The organism is Ruegeria lacuscaerulensis, from assembly GCF_013034685.1.
GTDB lineage: Bacteria > Pseudomonadota > Alphaproteobacteria > Rhodobacterales > Rhodobacteraceae > Ruegeria > Ruegeria lacuscaerulensis_B.
Map to the genome: position 1 here is coordinate 654,477 of NZ_WQGO01000003.1, position 19,805 is coordinate 674,281.

Here is a 19,805-nt window from a genome sequence, read left to right on the forward strand (position 1 = left end):
GTCATTGACATACTGCTGACATATTTTGGTTGCGCGACCTGTCCTGCTTGTCCTTAAATGGTTCGCGAAAGGTCTTTGAGATCCGGATAAACCGGGCAAGCAAGGACAGACAGGGGAGCCAAGTTGGTAATGTCAAATGACGCAGCGTTCGTCGAGTTTCAACGTGTCCAGAAATCTTATGACGGCGAGATCCTTGTCGTAAAGGATCTGAACCTTTCACTTCCAAAAGGTGAGTTTCTGACGATGCTTGGCCCGTCGGGCTCGGGCAAGACCACGTGTCTGATGATGCTCGCCGGGTTCGAGACGGCCACACATGGCGAAATCATGTTGGACGGGCGTCCTATCAACAATATCCCGCCGCATAAGCGGGGCATTGGGATGGTGTTCCAGAACTACGCACTGTTTCCGCACATGACTGTGGCCGAGAATTTGTCCTTCCCGCTGGAAGTTCGCAAGATCGGCAAGTCTGAGCGCGAAGAGAAAGTCAAACGGGCGCTGGATATGGTGCAGATGGGGGCCTTTGGCAGCCGCCGCCCTGCGCAATTGTCCGGTGGTCAGCAGCAGCGGATCGCCTTGGCGCGCGCGCTGGTGTTCGAGCCCGAGTTGGTTTTGATGGATGAACCGCTGGGCGCGCTGGACAAGCAGCTGCGCGAGCATATGCAATTCGAAATAACGCGTCTGGCGCATGAGCTGGGTATTACCACGGTTTACGTGACCCACGACCAGACCGAAGCGTTGACGATGTCAGATCGTGTCGCCGTGTTTGATGACGGGCGCATTCAGCAGCTTGCCCCACCTGATCTTCTGTATGAAGAACCCGAAAACAGTTTTGTGGCGCAATTCATTGGTGAAAACAACACATTGGAGGGCGTTGTTAAATCGATTGACGGCGACTCTTGCGTCGTGACGCTGGATGACGGATCAGAGATTGACGCCAAGCCGGTGAATGTCAGCGCTGCGGGCGAGCGGACCAAAGTCTCGATCCGACCCGAGCGGGTGGAATTCAATAAGGACCGTTTGCACGCGGATGCGCATACGTTGAAGGCCACTGTGAAGGAATTCATCTATATGGGTGACGTGTTCCGATTCCGCCTGTCAGTTGCGGGGAATGATGACTTTATCATCAAAACCCGGAACGCACCGGATGCGGTTCGCCTGTCACCCGGCCAGGAAGTCGAGATTGGCTGGCTGGCTCATGACTGCCGGGCGTTGGACGCCTAAGGCATGAAGACCCCGCACCATCGGGGAAAAGAACAGCCGGATTGCCCCGTGATCCGGTTCTGAAATGCAAAATCAACGGGAATAACAGGGAGTTAATCATGAAAGTTAAAACCACTCTGATGGCAAGTGCTATTGCTGCCGTTGCTGGTGGCGCGATGGCCGAAGAGATGACCATCGTGTCCTGGGGCGGCGCCTATTCCAAATCGCAGCTCAAGGCGTATCACGAGCCCTATTCGGAAAAAACGGGCGTCACCATCCTGAACGATGACAGCTCCGCCGAAGCAGTTGCCAAGCTGCGCGCCATGAATGAAGCGGGCAACATTACCTGGGATGTGGTCGACGTTGTGGCTGCGGACGCGATCCGTCTGTGCGACGAAGGTCTGGCGATGGAGATCGACCCCGACGTGCATCTGGCCGCGGCGCCCGACGGGACTTCGGCGGCGGATGACTTCGGTGATCTGCTGGTCAGTGACTGCTTTATCCCGCAGATCGTGTATTCGACCACATTTGGCTATCGCACCGATCTGGTGGGCGACACACCGCCGACCGATGTATGCGCCGTGTTCGATCTGGAAGCTTATCCAGGCAAGCGTTCGTTGGAAAAGCGTCCGATCAACAACATGGAATGGGCATTGATCTGTGACGGCGTTGCCAAAGACGATGTCTATGATGTTCTGGCGACGGCTGAAGGCCAAGATCAGGCGCTGGCCAAGCTGGACACGATCAAAGACAGCGTCGTCTGGTGGTCTGCCGGTGCTGACACACCGCAGCTTCTGGCCGATGGTGAGGTCATCATGGGTTCGACCTATAACGGTCGTCTGTTCAGCGTGATCGAAGAGCAGAAACAGCCCGTCGCCATGCTTTGGGACGCGCAGGTGTTCGATCTGGACGGCTGGATCATTCCGGCAGGTCTGAGTGAAGAACGCACGCAGCGTGCGCTGGACTACATCATGTTTGCGACCGACACGCAGCGTCTGGCGGATCAGGCCAAGTACATCTCGTATGGTCCGGCCCGTGCCTCGTCGGCTCCGCTGGTTGGTCAGCACGCCGACCTGGGTATCGACATGGCGCCGCATATGCCGACTGACCCGGAAAACGCCAAGAACACGTTCCTGTATAACTACGAGTTCTGGGCAGACTACCGCGACGACATCGACGCTAAATTCCAGGCATGGTTGGCTCAATAAGCCTGTTTTAAGTCATCGGTCGGGGCCGCAATTGGCCCCGACCCACCAAAAAAGACCAAGGGACGCAGATGACTGACGCAACTCAATCCGGTCCGATGCTGGCTGCAGATGGTACGCCGCTGAAGAAATCTCTGGCGCGATCATTGCGCCGCCGCAAGTTGCGGGCGCTGGCCCTGATTGCACCGCTGCTATTGTTCGTTCTGCTCTCTTTCGTGATCCCGATCGTTTCGATGCTGTTCCGATCGGTTGAAAACGGCATTGTGGCCGAGACCCTGCCATTGACCGTGGTCGAGTTGAAAAACTGGGATGCGGAAAGCGGCGAACTACCGGATGAAGCACTTTACGCCGCGTTCACCAAAGATATGGTCGTTGCCATTGACGAGAAGACACACACCCGGCTTGGTTCGCGCCTGAACTATGAGCAGACGGGTATGTCCTCGATGTTCCGTCGCTCGGGTCGTCAGATTAAAAAACTGGACCCGGAAACCGATGGCCCGTTCAAAGACAAGCTGATCGACATTCACGACGGTTGGGGGGATATCGAAACCTGGCGTACCATCAAGACCCACGCTGTTCCGATCACCAACGGATATTTCCTGAACGCCATCGACATGCGCCGCACGCCCGAAGGCGCGCAGGCGCAGCCTGAAGACAAACAAATTCTGATCAAGCTGTTTGGGCGCACTTTGATGATGTCGCTGATAATCACGGCATCCTGTATCCTGCTGGCCTATCCTGTGTCGTATTTGCTGGCGACGCTGCCGATGCGCGTGTCGAACCTGCTTATGATCCTAGTATTACTACCATTCTGGACGTCACTGCTGGTGCGAACTTCGGCTTGGAAGGTTATGTTGCAGCAGCAAGGTGTTATCAACGAAACTTTAGTGTGGCTTGGGTTAGTGGCCGATGACGCTCGGTTGGTGATCATCAATAACCAATTCGGCACGATCATTGCGATGACGCATATCCTGCTGCCGTTCATGATCCTTCCGATGTATTCGGTCATGCAGACCATTCCGCCATCCTACACCCGCGCCGCGAAATCCATGGGCGCGACGAACTGGACGACCTTCTGGCGTATCTATTTCCCGCAATCCATTCCCGGCATCGGAGCGGGGTCGATCCTCGTGTTCATCCTTGCCATCGGCTACTACATCACGCCGGAAATCGTTGGCGGGACCAAGGGTGTCTTCATCTCGAACCGGATTGCGTACCATATTTCATCCTCGCTGAACTGGGGATTGGCGGCAGCGCTTGGCACGATCCTGCTGGCGGTCGTTCTGTTACTCTACTGGTGCTATGACAAGATTGTGGGCATCGACAACGTGAAGCTGGGATAAAGACGATGGCAGCACTTACACCTATATCCCGCAAACCCATGTCGGTTGTCCTGCCCGCAGTGGCTATTGCCGGAGGGTTCCTGGGCATGTTCGTCGGGGCCGGGCAGGGCAGTGTCTTGCTGGGCATTGTGATCGGCGCGGCTCTTATGGCGGGGCTGGCCTGGGTCTATGTTAACGTTCTGGACAATGAACGTATGGCCCGCTGGATCACAATCCTCGGACTGGGCGCGCTTGGTTTGCTGTTTGCTGGCGTGACCGGCCTGATCGTTGGTTTGCTGGCTGGTTGGTTCTTTGCCTTCTTCATCTTCTGGCTTTACGAGGGGCGCTACCGCCAAAAGCTGCTGCCCTATATGACAGGCCAGCAGGTTTTCTGGCACTATGCGTTCCGAGTGATCTGCGGCGCGATCTTCGTATTCCTGATCACTCCGATCCTTGTGGTTCTGCCGCTGTCGTTCAACGCGCAGGATTTCTTTACCTTTACGCCCGAGATGCTGCGGTTGGACCCCGAAGGCTATTCGCTGAAACACTACCGCGACTTCTTCACCAACAATGAATGGCAGCGCAGCTTCAAGAACTCGCTGATCATTGCACCGATTGCTACGATCATCTCGGTCTCGCTGGGGACTCTGGCGGCCATCGGCCTGAGCCAGAGCCACGTTCCGGGGAAACGGGCGATCATGGGGATCCTGATCTCGCCGATGATTGTGCCGCTGATCATCTCGGCCACCGGGATGTTCTTTTTCTACAGCGATATCGGGCGCTTCCTTGAGGGCACGCTGGGCATGGACAAGAACTTTGTTGGCTATGTGAAAGTGATCCTTGCACATGCGGTTCTGGGTATCCCGTTCGTAATCATCACCGTGACCGCGACGCTGGTGGGTTTCGACCAGTCGCTGACGCGGGCCTCTGCGAATATGGGGGCAGGGCCGGTGCGGACCTTCTTCAAGATCCAGATGCCGTTGATCCTGCCGGGTGTAATCTCGGGTGGTTTGTTCGCCTTTATCACTTCGTTTGACGAGGTGGTCGTGGTGCTGTTCGTCGGTTCGGCCAGCCAGAAAACGCTGCCGTGGCAGATGTTCACAGGTCTACGCGAACAGATCAGCCCGACCATTCTGGCGGTGGCTACGATCTTGGTCGTGATCTCAATCGCTTTGCTGACCACGGTTGAATTACTGCGCCGCCGGTCCGAGCGTCTGCGGGGTCTTTCCCCCGCTTGACGCGCCCCGCGGCGTGATTTAGCCATTGCGATATGCAGCCCGGTCACGATGGCGTCGTGACATCTCTGCGGGCGCATGGCTCTCGGTTCCCGAGGCCGCTTGTCCTGAACGCCGGGACTTGTGGCCGGGCACTTTTCGTCCGGCATTGCAGGAGAGAGCATGATGACAGACCTGACAAACCGCCCCGAGTTCTTCACCAGCCACAATGGCGACAAGGCCCCGTTGCCGTTCAGCAAGGCCGAATATGACCGCCGCCTGTCGGGCCTGCGTGCCATGATGGCTGCGCGGGATATTCCGGCGGTGCTGCTGACTTCGATGCACAATATCGCCTATTACTCGGGCTTTCTGTATTGCGCCTTTGGCCGTCCTTATGGCTGCGTGGTGACGCAGGGCGCGTGTACGACGGTGTCGGCGAATATCGACGCAGGCCAGCCGTGGCGACGCTCGGTCGAGGAAAACGTGATCTACACCGACTGGAAACGCGACAATTACTGGCGCGCGGTGGCCAGCCTGATCGGAGGCGCGAAACGGATCGGGATCGAAGGCGATCACATGACGCTGGCCGCGCGTGATACAGCGCTGGCGATGCTGGGTCAGCCGGACCTGGTGGATGTGGCCGCTGATACGATGGCCGCCCGCATGGTGAAATCGACGGAAGAGATCGAACTGATCAAAGGCGGTGCCCGCACCGCAGATGTGGGTGGTGCGGCCATTCACGCCGCGATCCGTGAAGGCGCGACCGAGATCGAGATTGCCATGGCCGGGCGCGACGCTATGGAGGCTGAGATTGCGCGCGCATACCCGGATGCCGAATACCGCGATACCTGGGTCTGGTTTCAGTCCGGCCTGAACACAGACGGCGCGCATAACCCGGTGACCAAACGGGCGTTGCAAAAGGGGGATATTCTGTCGCTGAACACCTTCCCGATGATCTCGGGCTATTACACGGCGTTGGAGCGCACCCTGTTTCTGGGCGAACCCGACGCGGACAGCCTGCGAATCTGGAAGGCCAACGTGGCCGCGCATGAACTGGGGCTGAGCCTGATCAAACCCGGCGCGACTTGCTCGGGCATCACCGCCGAGATCAATCGGTTCTTCGCAGATGAGGGGCTGCTGCAATATCGCTCGTTTGGGTACGGCCATTCGTTCGGAGTCCTCAGCCATTACTATGGCCGCGAAGCAGGGCTGGAACTGCGTGAAGATATCGATACGGTGTTGGAACCCGGCATGGTCGTGTCAATTGAGCCGATGCTGTGGATTCCCGAAGGCCAGCCCGGTGCGGGTGGCTATCGCGAGCATGACATTCTGGTTGTCGGCGATGATGGGGCCGAGAATATCACCGGGTTCCCCTATGGGCCTGAGCATAACACGATTGTCTGACCGGATAGGCGAGAGGGGCGCTTAGCCCCTCTTTCCACGTTCGTGGAAAATGAAGCCGATGAAATTCAGCAGCACCTGCGCGGCTAGAATTTGCGTGCTTTCGGTGGGATCATAGTTCGGCGCGACCTCGACCAGATCAATGCCGACCACATCTCCGCGCTGCGCCAACCCCTGCAGGATCTCCAGCACGTCATAGTACAGAAACCCCCCGTGGCTGGGCGTGCCGGTGCCTGACGCAATCGATGGGCAAAAAGCGTCAATATCAATCGTCACATAATACCGCGCGCCTTCGGGGATGCGGGCCAGGATGCCCTCGGTTCCCAGTTTGCGGACCTGTCGCACCGACAGGATATCCGACCCCCGCGCGCGGGCGTCCTCATACCCTTCCTTCGCGGTCGATGACACATTGCGGATGCCCAGCTGGGTCATGCCCGAGACATAGTTTTTCTCAATCGCGCGCCGCATCGGGTTGCCGTGACCAGCGGTGACGCCGTGGCGTTCGTCAACGAAATCAAGATGGGCGTCGATTTGCACCACATGGATCGGACCATTCTCGGCGCAATCCTCGGCAAAGGCGTTTATGCAGGGGATGTTGATTGAGTGATCCCCGCCGATCGTCACGGGCAGGGCACCGGCGTTCAGGATTTTCTCGACCCCGAACTGGATATTGGCGTGGCTTTCGTCGGTCTTGGTGTGGATGATATCGGCGTCCCCGATATCGACCATGCGGACCGAGCTATCCAGATAGGTTGCGTCATCCTCGTGATCATACGCCCCGGCATGGCCAAAGCTGAACAGTGTCGACGCCTCACGCACCGCACGTGGCCCGAACCGAGCGCCGGATCTCCATTGTGTGCCGAAATCGAAGGGTGCGCCCATGATCGCCACATCCGCGTCGATCTGGTCCCAATCCTCGACATATGGCGATTTGCCAAAGGTCGAAATACCGACGAATGGCAGGTTCAGACGGCCACTTGCATACCGATGAGACGACATAGCGCGATTCCCGTTTCTTGTTTGTCCGTTGTAGCTTAGAAGCCTTGTCTTAAGCAGGATAGGTTTCTTTGAGGGGTGGATGGGTTGAATGTCGCCCGCCAAGGGTGTCTATCTGAGCGAAAGGTCTGAAAGGAATTGCCGTGGGACAGCACGAACTGCCACCCGAAACAGGTGTGTTCTATATCAATCTGGACCGCGTCCCCGCCCGTCGAGATTTTATGGAATCGCAGTTCGATCACGCTGGACTATCAGGTGCCACCCGGTTCAGTGCGGTTGACGGGCAGCAACCCGGAGCGTTGAACCAGAACGGCTATCTTCCCGGTTCAGGCAGCCGCTGGGGCTTAAAACAAAGCGAGATCGCCTGTTTCGAAAGCCACCGGGCCGTCTGGCAGGCCGCCGTCGACCAAAACCTGACCGCCGTGGCGATCTTTGAGGACGATGTCGAGATGTCCACAGATGCGGGCCGCGTCATTGTGGATGTACTGAACCATTCGACCGAGTATGATTTCGTTAAGCTGGACTATTCGCCCAGGTCCTTGCGATTTGGGGCAGAGCGGGATTTGGGGCAGGTGAAAGTTCGCCCCATGCTGGAAATGGCACCAAGCGCGGCGGCGTATGTGGTGTCGCATGCGGCCTGTCGCAAGTTGCTGGCATGGTCCGCGGCCTATTCCGACCATCTGGACGATTTTGTCTCGATCCCGCGTACGGATTGGCGGATGTTTCAGTGCTTTCCGGCTGTCGGTGTGCAGGTGATCTGGTCTAAGCAGCAGGCAGAAACTGTTGACGAGGTGAAGGTCAGCGAACGCTCGCAGGATCAGAAAACCAATAGCGGGTTGGACAAGGGGCCGACATGGTTCCGGTTGCGACGTGAATTGCTGGCGGCCGGGCGTAAGTTGCGCTGGCGCATGGGGGGCCAAACGCGGCTTTTGAAGCAAGGGGGATATGTCGGTTTCATCCCATGTGCCGATGATCTGAGCGTTTAGGTGCGCCGGGATTTTAACCTTTCGAAGCCCTGCGTTTAGCAATCCAAAGGTATAAGCGTTAACAAAACTGTCAGTTTGATATAATCTTCCAGTGTTGTTTACGGTTAGACAAGGGTCTGGGGGATGAGTCAGTCAATTTACGACCGCTATGGGGGCTTCAAAACGATCAGTCGGATCGTGATGACCTTCTATGAAATGGCGCTGGATTCTGATCAGATCGGCGGTCATTTCGAAGATATCGACATGCCGCGTCTGATTGATCACCAAACCAAGTTTGTGTCTTCTCTGGTTGGTGGACCTGCCTCGTTCAGTGATGACCGGATCGAGGCAGTGCATCGGCATCTGAACATCACGCATGAAGATTTCGACGAGATGGCCGATTTGTTCGGCGAAGCTCTTGCCCAGCACGGCATGGAAGACGCGCATATCAAGATCGCCTTGGGAGCCATTGAATCCAAACGCGCAATCATCGTTGCGCGCTCGGCGGCATGAGTATTCAGGCCATCAACGAACAGTTGCTGCGGGCAATTGGCGTTGGTGTTGCGGTCGTGCGTGCCGCGGATCTGAGCTTCGTTTTTCAGAACGGTCCGTTCATAGAATGGTTTGGGACGCCTGAAAAAGGACAAACGCTGCTGGATCTGTTCCCCGATCTGGACGCGCACGAATTGGAGGACGTCAAGCAATCGGGCCTGCGCTATTCCGTGGAATTGCAGATCAAGCCCAAGCGCCGGACGTTGGTTTTTGCGGTCGCCGTGTCTTTGGCAAGTGGGCTGGACGAGCAGCTTCTCGTGGTCGAATGCCAGAACATCACCCGCATCCGCGAATTGGAAAGCATGATCGACAGCTATTCCTCAATGGTTGAGCGGAACACGCGTGAGTTAGAGCGCGAGAAAGAGCGTGTCGAACGTCTGCTGCTGAACCTGATGCCGCGCGCGGTGTATGAAGAGTTCAAGACATTTGGCGTGGTGACGCCGCAGCTTTATGATGAGGTCTCGGTCGTGATGCTGGACTTTGTCGGCTTCACGGACTTTGCCGCCAAGACGGACCCGACCGTGACCCTGAGCGAGTTGAATGACATTTTCACCGCCTTTGATCGCATCGTCGAACAGTTTGGCTGTGAGCGGATCAAGACCATCGGAGATGCTTATCTTGCGGTATCAGGAATGCCCGATCCAACCCCGGATCACGCAACCGCCGTTGCGCATTGTGCGGTCCGGTTCCTGCGGTATCTGGAGCGGCGCAATGAAAGCCACCCCCACAAATGGCAGGCCCGTGTCGGGTTGGGTATGGGGCCCGCAGTCGGGTCGGTAGTTGGTATACAGAAATACGTCTATGACGTATTTGGCCCGGCGGTGAACCTGGCCTCGCGCCTTCAGGTTTTTGCTAACCCGATGCATATCGTGGCGCCGGATGAGATGAAATATGCGCTGATCGACGCGTTTCAGGTTTCCGATATCGGTCGCGTCGACGTCAAAGGCATGGGTGAGATGGACTTGATCAATGTCACGTCTGGCTTGAGCATGCCGAAGCCCAAAACCGTTTTTTGATCAGTCATCCTGCGGCACAAGCCCCAGCCCCCGCAAATAGATACCGATCCCGGACTCCAGAAGATCCTCGGGCGGGAAAGGCGAACTGGCTCCGGTGTTGCGGGCGAACAGCTCCACCACACCGTGGCTCATGGCCCATATATGCGCGCTGAACATGGATGCCGGAGGCCGCTTTTCGGGCGGAATATGCTGTGACAGATCGGATGCAGCCTTTTCCAAAACCGCTTTTGCTCGGTTGGCGGCAAGGGCCAATTCTGGTGTGCGGTTGATCGAGATACCGCTTTCGAACATCGCGATATAGTGGCCAGGATGTTTGCGGGCGAAAGCCAAGTACGCGCGTCCGGTCGCTTCGAACGCGGCAAGGGCCGAGGGTTGGCCTTTGTCATAGGCGAACTGCATCAGATCCGCGAACATCTCAAACCCCTGACGGGCGGCTTCGGCGATCAGGTCCTCGCGGCCCTGATAGTGGCGATAGACGGCGGCAGGCGTCACGCCTGCGGTCTTGGCAGCTTCGGACAGGGTAAACCCGGTTGGGCCTTTTGCCTCGATCAACGATAGCGCCGCCTCGATCAGCGCCTGTTTCAGATTTCCGTGATGATAGCCGCGTTTGCTCATGCCTGTGTTAAGCGCCTTTTTTGTTTTGGCTCGTTGATCTTATGACATAATGCTGAGATGTCGGTACGTCCAACCGATCATCCGTCGGGGGCGGCCTACGCATCCCAGATATCCGGGCCCCCGCAAATTTTCGGATCGTTTGCGCCAATGGCATCCGCGTCTTTTTCGTCATAATCCACTGCGTGCAGCACGGTCCTGATTGCGGCAAGTCGAGCGCGTTTCTTGTCGTCGGACCGGACAATCGTCCACGGGCAGGTATCCGAGTGGCTGCGGGTCAGCGTCTCGGCTATGGACTGTGAATATTCCTCCCATTTACTCAACCCAGCAACGTCAATTGGGCTGAGTTTCCACTGTTTCAGAGGGTCGGTTTCACGCGCTAGAAAGCGATTAAGCTGTTCGGCCCGTCCAACATTCAGCCAAAATTTGAAAAGCTGGATTCCGTCATTGACCAAACCGGTTTCAAGCGGCAGGACTTGGCGAAAGAACCGCTCGCGCTCTTCCGGTTCGCAAAAACCGAACACGTTCTCGACCACACCGCGATTGTACCAGCTGCGGTCGAAGAACACGATCTCACCGGCCGAGGGCAGGTGCGGGATGTAACGCTGGAAATACCATTGGCTGCGCTCTTGATCCGAAGGCTTGCTCAGCGCGACATTGCGCGCCCCACGTGGATTAAGGTTTTCGCGAAAGCGCTTGATTGTGCCGCCTTTTCCTGCGGCATCTCGGCCTTCGAAGATGATTGCGATACGGCTTTCGGTTTCCTTGACCCAAGACTGCATCTTGACCAGTTCGATCTGCAATGCCTCCATCTGCTTTTCGTAGTCCTTACGCTTCATCCGTTCTTCGTAAGGATAGCTGGAGTTCAGAATATCGTCCTTGTCCGCCTTTTCGATCGCAGAGCGAACGTCTTTGGGCGCATCATTTCGAAAATATTTTTCAATGGAGCCTTTTGAGGATCGGGCCATTAGCTACCTCTCGATAAAATCCATATCCTACTATGGATTAGCGCAAGGCTTAACGCAAACCCGCCCTTTGGGCCGCGCGGTCGATGGCAGCGGCCACCTCGGGTGCAGCGACGACCTGCGGCATATGGCCGATCCCCGGCAGTTCGATCAGTTCCGCGCCGGGGATCTGTTCTATCAACCGGTGGGAATGCCAGCCCAACCCGACCGTGGTGTCGGCGGTGCCATGCACGATCTCGGTGGGGACATCGATATCCTTATAGCGCGGTTGCAGTGCGCGAACCTCTTCTAACAGGTTGGCGCGCTGTTTTGCATTGGCATGCATCGAGGCGCTTCGGATGGTCAGGCCGGGACCGAAGTGGTCTGAATAACCTTCGGGCGCGGTTTGTGGGGAGAAAACACGGTCCAGTGCCTTTTCGACATACCATTCGGGGATAAAGGCGCTGATCAGGGGAAGGGCCAGCGCGTTTCCGGCTGGGGTCGCTGCCATCCTGTTGAACCCGTCTAATGGGGTCTCCCAAGGAATGGCAGCCGGAGCGATCAACACTAGCGCCGAAATGTTTTCGGGGCGTGTCACAGCCCAGGCCAATGACACCGATCCGCCATAGCTTTGTCCGGCGACGATAGGCTTGTCCGCCCCAAGGCGCGCGGCGGCTTCTTGCAAGATTTCCGCTTGCTCGACAATAGTTTCGCCACCGGGGTTAAAGCTGGAGCTGTACCCCAGGCCAGGGCGATCAAAGACGATGACACGAAAATGCTCGGCCAGGATTGGGGCCAACGCAAAGGTCATGTCGCGCGTGTTCCCGCTGGAGCCATGGATCAACACCACGTCCGGCCCTTCACCCATGACAACCGCGTGGACAGAAACGCCGTCTACGTCAACAATCTGACCTTCGGGTGGAAAGGCAGCTTCGGATCGCGCCTCATTCTGCGCTGCACGCCAGGTGGTGGTTATGGTCAGCCCGGCAACAAGCAGACCCAGAGTGACAAGCGTTTTAACGGCCAATTTGATCCATCTCGAACGGTGTGGTTTGGTAAATCTGATTAATCCAGTTGCCATAGAGCAGGTGCGCATGGCTGCGCCATCTGTTCTGCGGCGGCTGGCTCGGGTCGTCATCAGGGTAATAATTCATCGGCACATTGATTGGCGTGCCATTGGCGATATCGCGATCATATTCTTGTTTCAGCGTGTCGCTGTCATATTCGAAATGATTGAAGATATAGATCGCCCGATGTTCGGGGTCCTCAACCAGACAGGGGCCGACCTCGTCGCTGCCCAAAAGAGTCGTCAAGCCTGCGGCGCCGTCGATCTCGGGTTGTTTCATCTCGGTCCAGCGGCTGACAGGGATCACGCATTCGTCCGAAAACCCACGCAAAAACGGCGAAGAGGGCACGAGATTGCGTTGTCGGAAACAGCCGAATGCCTTCGCGTCCAGCATATGTTTGCGAACGCCGTGGAAGTGATTGATCATCGCCATCCCACCCCAGCACACGCCGAAGGTCGAGTGCACGTTGGTCTGGGTCCAGTCGAAGACCTCGCTGATCTCCTCCCAATAGGTGACGTCATCGAATTCCAGATGTTCGATCGGCGCGCCGGTGATGATGAGCCCGTCAAACTTCTGGTCCTTGACCTCCTGGAACGGGCGATAGAACTCGGCCATGTGGGCGGCTGCGGTGTTCTTTGTGCGATGTTCCGTCATGCGGATCAGCGAAAGGTCGATTTGTAGCGGCGTCGCGCCGATCAGGCGGGCGAACTGGTTTTCGGTCTGAATCTTCTTGGGCATCAGATTCAGCAACCCGATCCGCAATGGACGGATGTCCTGACGCATAGCCTGATCCTCGGCCATGACCATGACGCCCTCTTGCGAGAGTACGTCAAATGCGGGCAGGTCAGCGGGGATCTTGATAGGCATCAGGTGCAAGCCTTTGGTGTTTCAGTACAGAGGCGGTAATTAAGCGCGGTTGGCGCGGGTCTCAAGGGTGCGTTCGATCAACTCATCGAAATCCGCGGCGTCACGCACATTGTGCATGTCGTTTGCGGTTACTGCCACGCCCCAGTTTTCGGCCATGGCCTGATAACGCGGTTGGCGATGGGCCAACGCGCGGGCATAGGTCCAGCGGACAAAGGCGTCTGGGTCGACCTCGGCGGCGGTGCAGCCTTGTTCGATCAGATACTCCTCCCAGACCCGCGTCAGGAATTCGGGCTGGTAGGACATCGGTTTGGGGGCCTTGTCGAAACGGCGGATCAGCTCGGCAGTGTGGTCTTCGTCCCCCTTGAGCCAGATCATCAGGGTCTGGCGCGACAGTTCCGACAGAACCTGATCGCGCGGATCATTTGGGTCGACCCATTCACAGATAGAGCCGCCAGTATCGCAGATAAAATGCGGATATTGGTAAAGGCGCTGCGCGCGGTCGATAAAGTATTCGGTGTCCAGCAGGGCGTGGATCTCGGCCAGGCGGAACTGTTCCTGCCTGCGGCGGTATTCCGACAGCTCCAATCCGCCCAATGCCGGGTTGCCGGGTTTGCCGAGATAGGCGGCGACGGGGGTCAGGTTTTCGAACGAGATATTCGAGCCGATATAGATCGAATCCGTTAGAAGAAGATCACGCAGGAACGGGACCTTCATCGCTTCGGCCTTGGCGTTGTCGGTGATGTATTCGCCCATATAGCGGGTACCAATGCGGTAATCGATCGAGTAGTGGAACCAGTCGCCCGAATCCCGCAACACATTCGACACATAGGTTTTGCCCAGCCCCGACATGCCGAAGAAAAGCACTTTCTTCCGTGCCGCGCCCTGCCAGTCTTTTGCCGAGTTGTAGATCATCGACCGCTATCCCTTTTTCCAACCTTGCTAATTCGGGGCAGCGGCGGCGTCAATCACGTCTGGCCGAGCGGTTAAGGGTCAAGAGCCCGGCCGCCAGAACCGCAAAGCCCAAATAGGCTTGTGGCGGCAGGGCTTCATCCCGCAACAGGCTGCCTAAAAGGATCGCTACAGGTGGAATGACAAGCGTGACCAGCATCAGATTTCCGGCACCCGCCATGGCGAGAACGCGGTAGTACAGCAGGTATGCACCGGCGGTGGCGATGAGCGCGTAGTAGGCGATTGCCAGCCACGTTTCGGCGGGCAGGGCAAATGACGGCATCCCGTCTGTCATTAGGGAGAGCGGCAATATCATCATCGTTGATCCCGTCAGCATCCCCGCAGCGGCAACGATTGGCGAAAGATCGGCGAGGGTCGCGCGAGCCCATGCTCCGGCGAGGGCATAGGACAGGGTGCCTGCGACGATGGCCAACTGCGCCAGATTGCGCAGGTCGAAGGTGATTAAATTCTGCCAACCGATGGCGATCGTCACCCCGGTAAAGCCCAACCCAACCCCAACCGCGCGGGTCAGCGTCAAGCGTTCGTCCCGAAAGAACACCGCAGCGACCAGTACGCCGAAAATTGCAGTCGCTGCGTTCAGAATCGAGGTCAGCCCCGTTTCGATATGCAACTGAGCCCACGCCATGAGAGAGAACGGGATCGCATTGTTCAAAAGGCCCATAACCAGAAAGGCTCCCCAAACGCGGCGGTTTGTCGGGATTTTCGACCCCTTGATCCAAACGACCAGCCATAAAGCTAACATCGCCCAGAAAACCCGGTGCAACACCGAGGTCATGACCGGTACCGTATCCAATGCAATACGAATCGACACGAAGGACGCGCCCCAGATTACGCCCAACAGTAAAAGTTCAGCCCATGCACGGCCTGAAAGGTGTTTTTGATCCATCATGCCGGTATTTCGCACGCTGCGATGATCCAAGGCGACCCGAAAGATGCGAAAAAGGCCCCGCCGATCAGGCAGAGCCTTTCAAGTAATCACTGAATGGATCAGTCCAGCGCGTAAGTCAGCTGCAGACCGGCACTCCAAGCCGAGTTGCCGCTGAATTCACCACCAGTGGTGGTGGTGGCGTCGCCGATGTCTGTATAGCGAATGCCGCCCGAGATCTGAGCTTTCTCAATCGAGTAGGTGCCACCTACGCCAACGCTCCAGAAGCCATTGGTTGGGCCGAGGTTCGACACTTCGGAGCCTGTGTCCTTCTCATAACCGAAGGACAGGGCGCCCGAGAAGTCTTCGGAGAACTGGTAGCCGACACCCAGAGCGTAGGTGAAGGTGTCATCCGCGAAGCTTACAAGTGGATCGCTGTTGGGCGGTAGGCCGGTAAAGACCGGCGGTGAAACGTCAGACTGCGGCCAGTCGACCCAACGAATCGAACCGAACACCAGAGTCTTGGGCGCAACTCCGGTCTGGAAGTCCAAGTTGACAGACTGAGGCGAGACGATCTCGGTTTCGGTGTCCTGGGTTATCAAAGGTGCGCCGGGAGCCAGTGCGTTGAACGATTCAGTAGACGATACATCGTGGGTGATTTTCGAACTGTAAACCAGCGACACACGTGCCGCGATTTCAGGGCGTTCCCACGCCACGCCGACCACGTAGCCAAAGTCAATTTCGTCGCTGAAGTCGACTTCATAGCCTAGGACAGCCGGAACTGCGACATTGGCTTCGACGCGCTGAGCGCGGACGCCGCCGATGGCACTAAAGCCTCCGCTGAACTTGTAACGCAGCAGTGCAGTGATAGCGTCAAAATCTGCGTCGGCTCTTAATACGTCGGTTCGCCCGCCCAAACCCGCAAGAACTGTTGGATTCAGTGATAGGGGATAATTTGCAGGGTAGCTAACGTCCGCACCGAAAGGTTGATCATAGATCAGGGCAAAATCCAATGTTTCGTTGATTGCCCGTTTGTAACCCAATCCCGGTGAGAAAAAGTCCTCGGCGATGTCTCCGGAGTCGACGTCCCCCAGCCCGGGTGCAAACTGTGAGCCACTGATATCGGGGTCAGCGTAGCCAAGACGTGCCTGAACTACCGAGCCTTCTTCGAAGATCAAGTTGATGCCCTGACCGCTGCGGTCCAGACCCGCAGCGTGAACGCCGGTCGCACCAACGCACAAAGCGCACGCCTGCAGAAGCGCCTTTTTCATAGAATTCCTCCCTAATACTCTCCTGACATCTGCGCGGGGATCGTGTGTGAGTGCGCGCAGTGTGGTTGCTTGGATGCTCGATATTCACTCAGGGGTCATTTTAGCGTCAACTAGTGACCGTGCGTTACTTGTGACGAGTGTTAGGGAAATCTGTTGCCAAACTGTTACGATTCTCTGCCCGAACGTTCAGAAAGATACCTGAAAAGATCACAACGGCACCTAGCAGCGTCCAGTGATCCAGCGGTTCGTGGTAAAGAATCACCCCCACAATGGCAATTGTGGGGAGCCTGGCGAAGTCAAAAGGAACAACAACTGTAGCGGGCGCGATCGCCAGCGCGTTGGTAATGCAGAAATGCGCCAAAAGCCCTGCGAACCCCACCAACAATAAGAACGGGGCGGTCGATAAGGTCGGCAGATCCATCTGACCGTCAACGACTGAGGCGGCAAAACCCAGCCCGGTTTGAATGACCGTCAGCCAGAACATGATGCAGCCGATACTGGCGAATTTAGTGAGTTTCTTCGTTGAAATCGTCGTCAGTGCGAAAAAGATGGCAGAGAGAGCTGCGGCGATCACTCCTGCACTTAACGGCACCGCGCCAGGGCGTGCCACGATCAGGATACCAGCAAACCCGATCAGCGCCGACAGGATGCGTATAGTGGTCAAACGCTCGCCCAATAGAAGCGGTGACAGCAGGATCACCCAGATGGGCTGAGTAAACTCAAGTGCAAAAACCTGCGCCAGAGGCACGACCGACACCGCGTAGAACCAAAGGTTCTGTCCGGTAAAGTGCATCACGTTACGCAGACTGTGCAGCCCCAGACGATGCACCGAAATCTGATGCCATTTGCCTGTCACTGTGAGAACAAGGCTTACCACGCAGATGCCCACAATGCTGCGGTAGAACATGATCTCGAATGTATCATGCGTGACGCTGAGTTCGCGCCCGGCCACGGCCATCGAGGAAAACGACGCAATCGCCCCCAGCATCCAGAGCGCGGCCTTGCCGATTTGCGGTCTGGAACTGTCCATGAAAAGCCCTGTCTGTTCTGGAATTTGTTGTCTTGATAAGTAACGGCAAATCGACCGACCAGAAACAAAAAAGCCGGGCAGAAGCCCGGCAATTTATCACTCCCATTCGATCGTGCCCGGAGGCTTTGAGGTGATGTCATAAGTACAGCGGTTGATGCCCTTGACCTCGTTGATAATCCGCGTGGCGGTCTCGCCTAGGAATTCATGGGTGAAGGGGTAATAGTCGGCAGTCATACCATCGACCGAAGTCACCGCGCGCAGGGCGCAGGCATAGTCATAAGTGCGCCCATCGCCCATCACGCCCACGGTGCGTACGGGCAGGATGGCCACGAAGGCCTGCCAGATCTCATCATAGAGACCATGTTTGCGAATCTGGTCGATATAGACGGCATCCGCCTCGCGCAGAATCTCCAACTTTTCGCGGGTGATTTCACCGGGGCAACGGATTGCCAGACCGGGGCCGGGGAAGGGGTGACGGCCGATGAAGCTGGCGGGCAGGCCAAGTTCACGGCCCAAGGCACGGACCTCGTCCTTGAACAGTTCGCGCAGGGGTTCAACTAGTTTCAGGCCCATTTTCTCGGGCAGGCCGCCGACATTGTGGTGCGACTTGATCGTGACCGAGGGGCCGCCCGAAAAGGACACCGATTCAATGACGTCGGGGTACAAAGTGCCCTGAGCCAGGAACTCGGCCCCGTCGATAGTGTCGGCGTGTTTCTGGAACACGTCGATGAACAGCTTGCCGATGATCTTGCGCTTGGTCTCAGGGTCGGACTGGCCTTCGAGTTCGCCGAGAAACAGGTCGCTTTCGTCCGCGTGGATGAGTTGGATGTTGTAGTTGTCGCGGAACATGCCGACGACTTCCTCGGCCTCGTTCTTGCGCAGCAGCCCGTGGTCGACGAACACACAGGTCAGCTGGTCGCCGATCGCCTCATGAATCAGGATCGCCGCGACCGAGCTGTCGACGCCGCCGGACAGACCGCAGATGACCTTCTTGTCGCCCACCTGTTCGCGGATTTTATCTATCATTTGTTCGCGGTAGGCGCCCATGGTCCAGTCGCCCTTGAACCCGGCGAGCTTCACGAAATTCTCGTACAGCTTCGCGCCTTTCGGCGTATGATGCACCTCGGGATGAAACTGAACCGCATAGAAGTGACGGCTTGCATCAGCAGTGATCGCGAAAGGCGCGTTAGGCGAGGTGCCGAAAACTTCGAACCCTGGTGCGATTTCGCTGACGTGGTCGCCGTGGCTCATCCAGACCTGCTCGTCACCCTCGGCGAACCAGTCTTCGAGAATATCGAGACGGTTCTGAGGCGTCACGAACGCACGTCCGAACTCGGCAGTGCCGTGGCCGCTTTCGACCTTGCCACCAAGTTGATGCATCATCACCTGCTGACCATAGCAGATGCCCAGAATTGGTACGCCATAGTCGAAAATCTCTTGCGGCGCGCGCGGAGAACCCTCGCGCGTCACGCTGTCCGGCCCGCCTGAGAAAATCACGGCCTTGGGCGCCATCTGACGCACGAAGTCCATTGTGACGTTCTGATAAGGGTGGATTTCGCAATAGACGTTCAGTTCGCGCAGGCGGCGCGCGATAAGCTGCGTTACCTGGCTGCCGAAGTCGATGATCAGAAGGCGGTCATGGGTGTCCTGGGTCATGGTTGGCTATTAGGTCGCAAGCCTTGCATGTGCAAGCGCAATGACGCCAATAATGCAGGCATGGCAACGGAAAAGGTCGCAAATGTCTGAAATCGAACTGCGCCCAGCGACTGTGGATGACACTCAAGCGGTCACAGACTGCATCGCGGCTGCATATGCCACGGCCTTGCGCGACTTTCCGGACTTGCCGGATGTGACCGATGGTGTGGCCGAGGATATCGCAAACCAAACGGCATGGGTGGCCGTGCAGGGCGGGGATGTCATGGGCTTCATCGTATTTGGTCAGGTTGATTGCGCGGTGATGATCTATAACCTTGCGGTTTCACCAAGCGCCCAGGGTAAAGGGCTGGCAAAGCGCTTGCTAGGTGTCGCCGAAACCTCCGCTCGTGTCAGTGGGTTGAAGAAACTCAGGCTGCGAACTCATCGTTTGATGAAGCAGACTGTATCTCTGTATCTTCATCTGGGTTGGGTGCAGCAAAAGGTGAGTGGAAACAGTGTTCTGATGGAAAAAACGCTGACAGAATAGCAACCGGGTCCACCGCGTTGGCGCAAAGCAGATGTCGCTTTTCCCCCGATAGCGCCGTAATCCATATGCTTTTCCCGCTTTAGCTGCTGTACCAAAATAATCAAACCAACCAACAGACGGGATCTTC

At 57.0% G+C, this 19,805-nt stretch carries 19 protein-coding genes; 9 read left to right on the forward strand and 10 right to left on the reverse strand.

All coding sequences use genetic code 11. The features are described from left to right. Window positions 1–129 precede the first annotated feature (129 nt). The 5 genes from GOV80_RS10870 (at window position 130) to GOV80_RS10890 (ending at window position 6,345) form a co-directional block, all read left to right on the forward strand. The gene (locus GOV80_RS10870; RefSeq protein ID WP_170784616.1) at window positions 130–1,221 is read left to right on the forward strand and encodes an ABC transporter ATP-binding protein; all 1,092 of its coding nucleotides are present in this window, start codon (window positions 130–132) and stop codon (window positions 1,219–1,221) included. Between the two features lie 98 nt (window positions 1,222–1,319). Further along, complete coding sequence (locus tag GOV80_RS10875; protein ID WP_170769567.1) at window positions 1,320–2,408, forward strand: extracellular solute-binding protein; 1,089 nt, start codon at window positions 1,320–1,322, stop codon at window positions 2,406–2,408. A gap of 68 nt (window positions 2,409–2,476) precedes the next feature. Continuing rightward, entirely contained in the window at window positions 2,477–3,748 is a 1,272-nt protein-coding gene (locus GOV80_RS10880) for an ABC transporter permease (protein ID WP_170769568.1), read from the forward strand. 5 nt (window positions 3,749–3,753) lie between these two features. Further along, window positions 3,754–4,965, forward strand: coding sequence for an ABC transporter permease (locus GOV80_RS10885; RefSeq protein WP_170784618.1), 1,212 nt, complete (start codon window positions 3,754–3,756; stop codon window positions 4,963–4,965). 162 nt (window positions 4,966–5,127) lie between these two features. Next, complete coding sequence (locus GOV80_RS10890; protein ID WP_170784620.1) at window positions 5,128–6,345, forward strand: aminopeptidase P family protein; 1,218 nt, start codon at window positions 5,128–5,130, stop codon at window positions 6,343–6,345. 21 nt (window positions 6,346–6,366) lie between these two features. Here the strand turns inward: GOV80_RS10890 and speB are convergent, their stop codons facing one another. Then, on the reverse strand, window positions 6,367–7,341 hold the full coding sequence (gene speB / locus GOV80_RS10895; protein ID WP_170784622.1) for an agmatinase: 975 nt from the start codon (window positions 7,339–7,341) through the stop codon (window positions 6,367–6,369). Between the two features lie 140 nt (window positions 7,342–7,481). On the opposite strand from speB, the gene GOV80_RS10900 reads away from it, so the two are divergent. From GOV80_RS10900 to GOV80_RS10910, 3 genes are all read left to right on the forward strand, one after another. Then, window positions 7,482–8,324, forward strand: coding sequence for a glycosyltransferase family 25 protein (locus GOV80_RS10900; protein WP_170784624.1), 843 nt, complete (start codon window positions 7,482–7,484; stop codon window positions 8,322–8,324). Between the two features lie 123 nt (window positions 8,325–8,447). Then, window positions 8,448–8,816: a group I truncated hemoglobin gene (locus tag GOV80_RS10905; protein ID WP_170769573.1), complete on the forward strand. Its 369-nt coding sequence runs from the start codon at window positions 8,448–8,450 to the stop codon at window positions 8,814–8,816. Then, the gene (locus tag GOV80_RS10910; RefSeq protein WP_170784626.1) at window positions 8,813–9,871 is read left to right on the forward strand and encodes an adenylate/guanylate cyclase domain-containing protein; all 1,059 of its coding nucleotides are present in this window, start codon (window positions 8,813–8,815) and stop codon (window positions 9,869–9,871) included. Before GOV80_RS10905 ends, GOV80_RS10910 begins: the two co-directional genes overlap by 4 nt. Here GOV80_RS10910 and GOV80_RS10915 read toward each other — a convergent pair whose 3' ends face one another. The 9 genes from GOV80_RS10915 to guaA all read right to left on the reverse strand — a co-directional run bounded on the left by GOV80_RS10915 (window position 9,872) and on the right by guaA (window position 19,152). Further along, the gene (locus GOV80_RS10915) at window positions 9,872–10,486 is read right to left on the reverse strand and encodes a TetR/AcrR family transcriptional regulator (RefSeq protein ID WP_170769575.1); all 615 of its coding nucleotides are present in this window, start codon (window positions 10,484–10,486) and stop codon (window positions 9,872–9,874) included. Window positions 10,487–10,581: 95 nt separating this feature from the next. Next, window positions 10,582–11,451: a polyphosphate kinase 2 gene (ppk2, locus tag GOV80_RS10920; protein ID WP_170769576.1), complete on the reverse strand. Its 870-nt coding sequence runs from the start codon at window positions 11,449–11,451 to the stop codon at window positions 10,582–10,584. A 49-nt stretch (window positions 11,452–11,500) separates the two neighbouring features. Then, entirely contained in the window at window positions 11,501–12,454 is a 954-nt protein-coding gene (locus GOV80_RS10925) for an alpha/beta fold hydrolase (protein WP_237215757.1), read from the reverse strand. Further along, complete coding sequence (gene metA / locus GOV80_RS10930; protein WP_170769578.1) at window positions 12,444–13,361, reverse strand: homoserine O-acetyltransferase MetA; 918 nt, start codon at window positions 13,359–13,361, stop codon at window positions 12,444–12,446. The genes GOV80_RS10925 and metA overlap by 11 nt, the downstream gene beginning before the upstream one ends. Window positions 13,362–13,400: 39 nt before the next feature. After that, window positions 13,401–14,273: an ATPase gene (locus GOV80_RS10935; protein WP_170769579.1), complete on the reverse strand. Its 873-nt coding sequence runs from the start codon at window positions 14,271–14,273 to the stop codon at window positions 13,401–13,403. A gap of 49 nt (window positions 14,274–14,322) precedes the next feature. Then, a complete protein-coding gene (locus GOV80_RS10940; RefSeq protein ID WP_170784630.1) occupies window positions 14,323–15,219 on the reverse strand; it encodes a DMT family transporter in 897 nt (298 codons plus the stop codon). Between the two features lie 98 nt (window positions 15,220–15,317). Further along, entirely contained in the window at window positions 15,318–16,466 is a 1,149-nt protein-coding gene (locus tag GOV80_RS10945; RefSeq protein WP_170784632.1) for an OmpP1/FadL family transporter, read from the reverse strand. Between the two features lie 124 nt (window positions 16,467–16,590). Next, window positions 16,591–17,496: a DMT family transporter gene (locus tag GOV80_RS10950; protein ID WP_170784634.1), complete on the reverse strand. Its 906-nt coding sequence runs from the start codon at window positions 17,494–17,496 to the stop codon at window positions 16,591–16,593. Between the two features lie 96 nt (window positions 17,497–17,592). Continuing rightward, a complete protein-coding gene (gene guaA, locus GOV80_RS10955) occupies window positions 17,593–19,152 on the reverse strand; it encodes a glutamine-hydrolyzing GMP synthase (protein ID WP_170784636.1) in 1,560 nt (519 codons plus the stop codon). 82 nt (window positions 19,153–19,234) lie between these two features. Between guaA and GOV80_RS10960 the strand changes: the two genes are divergently transcribed. Continuing rightward, window positions 19,235–19,678 (forward strand): GNAT family N-acetyltransferase, encoded by a 444-nt coding sequence (locus GOV80_RS10960; RefSeq protein ID WP_170769584.1) that lies wholly within the window; start codon window positions 19,235–19,237, stop codon window positions 19,676–19,678. Window positions 19,679–19,805 lie beyond the last annotated feature (127 nt).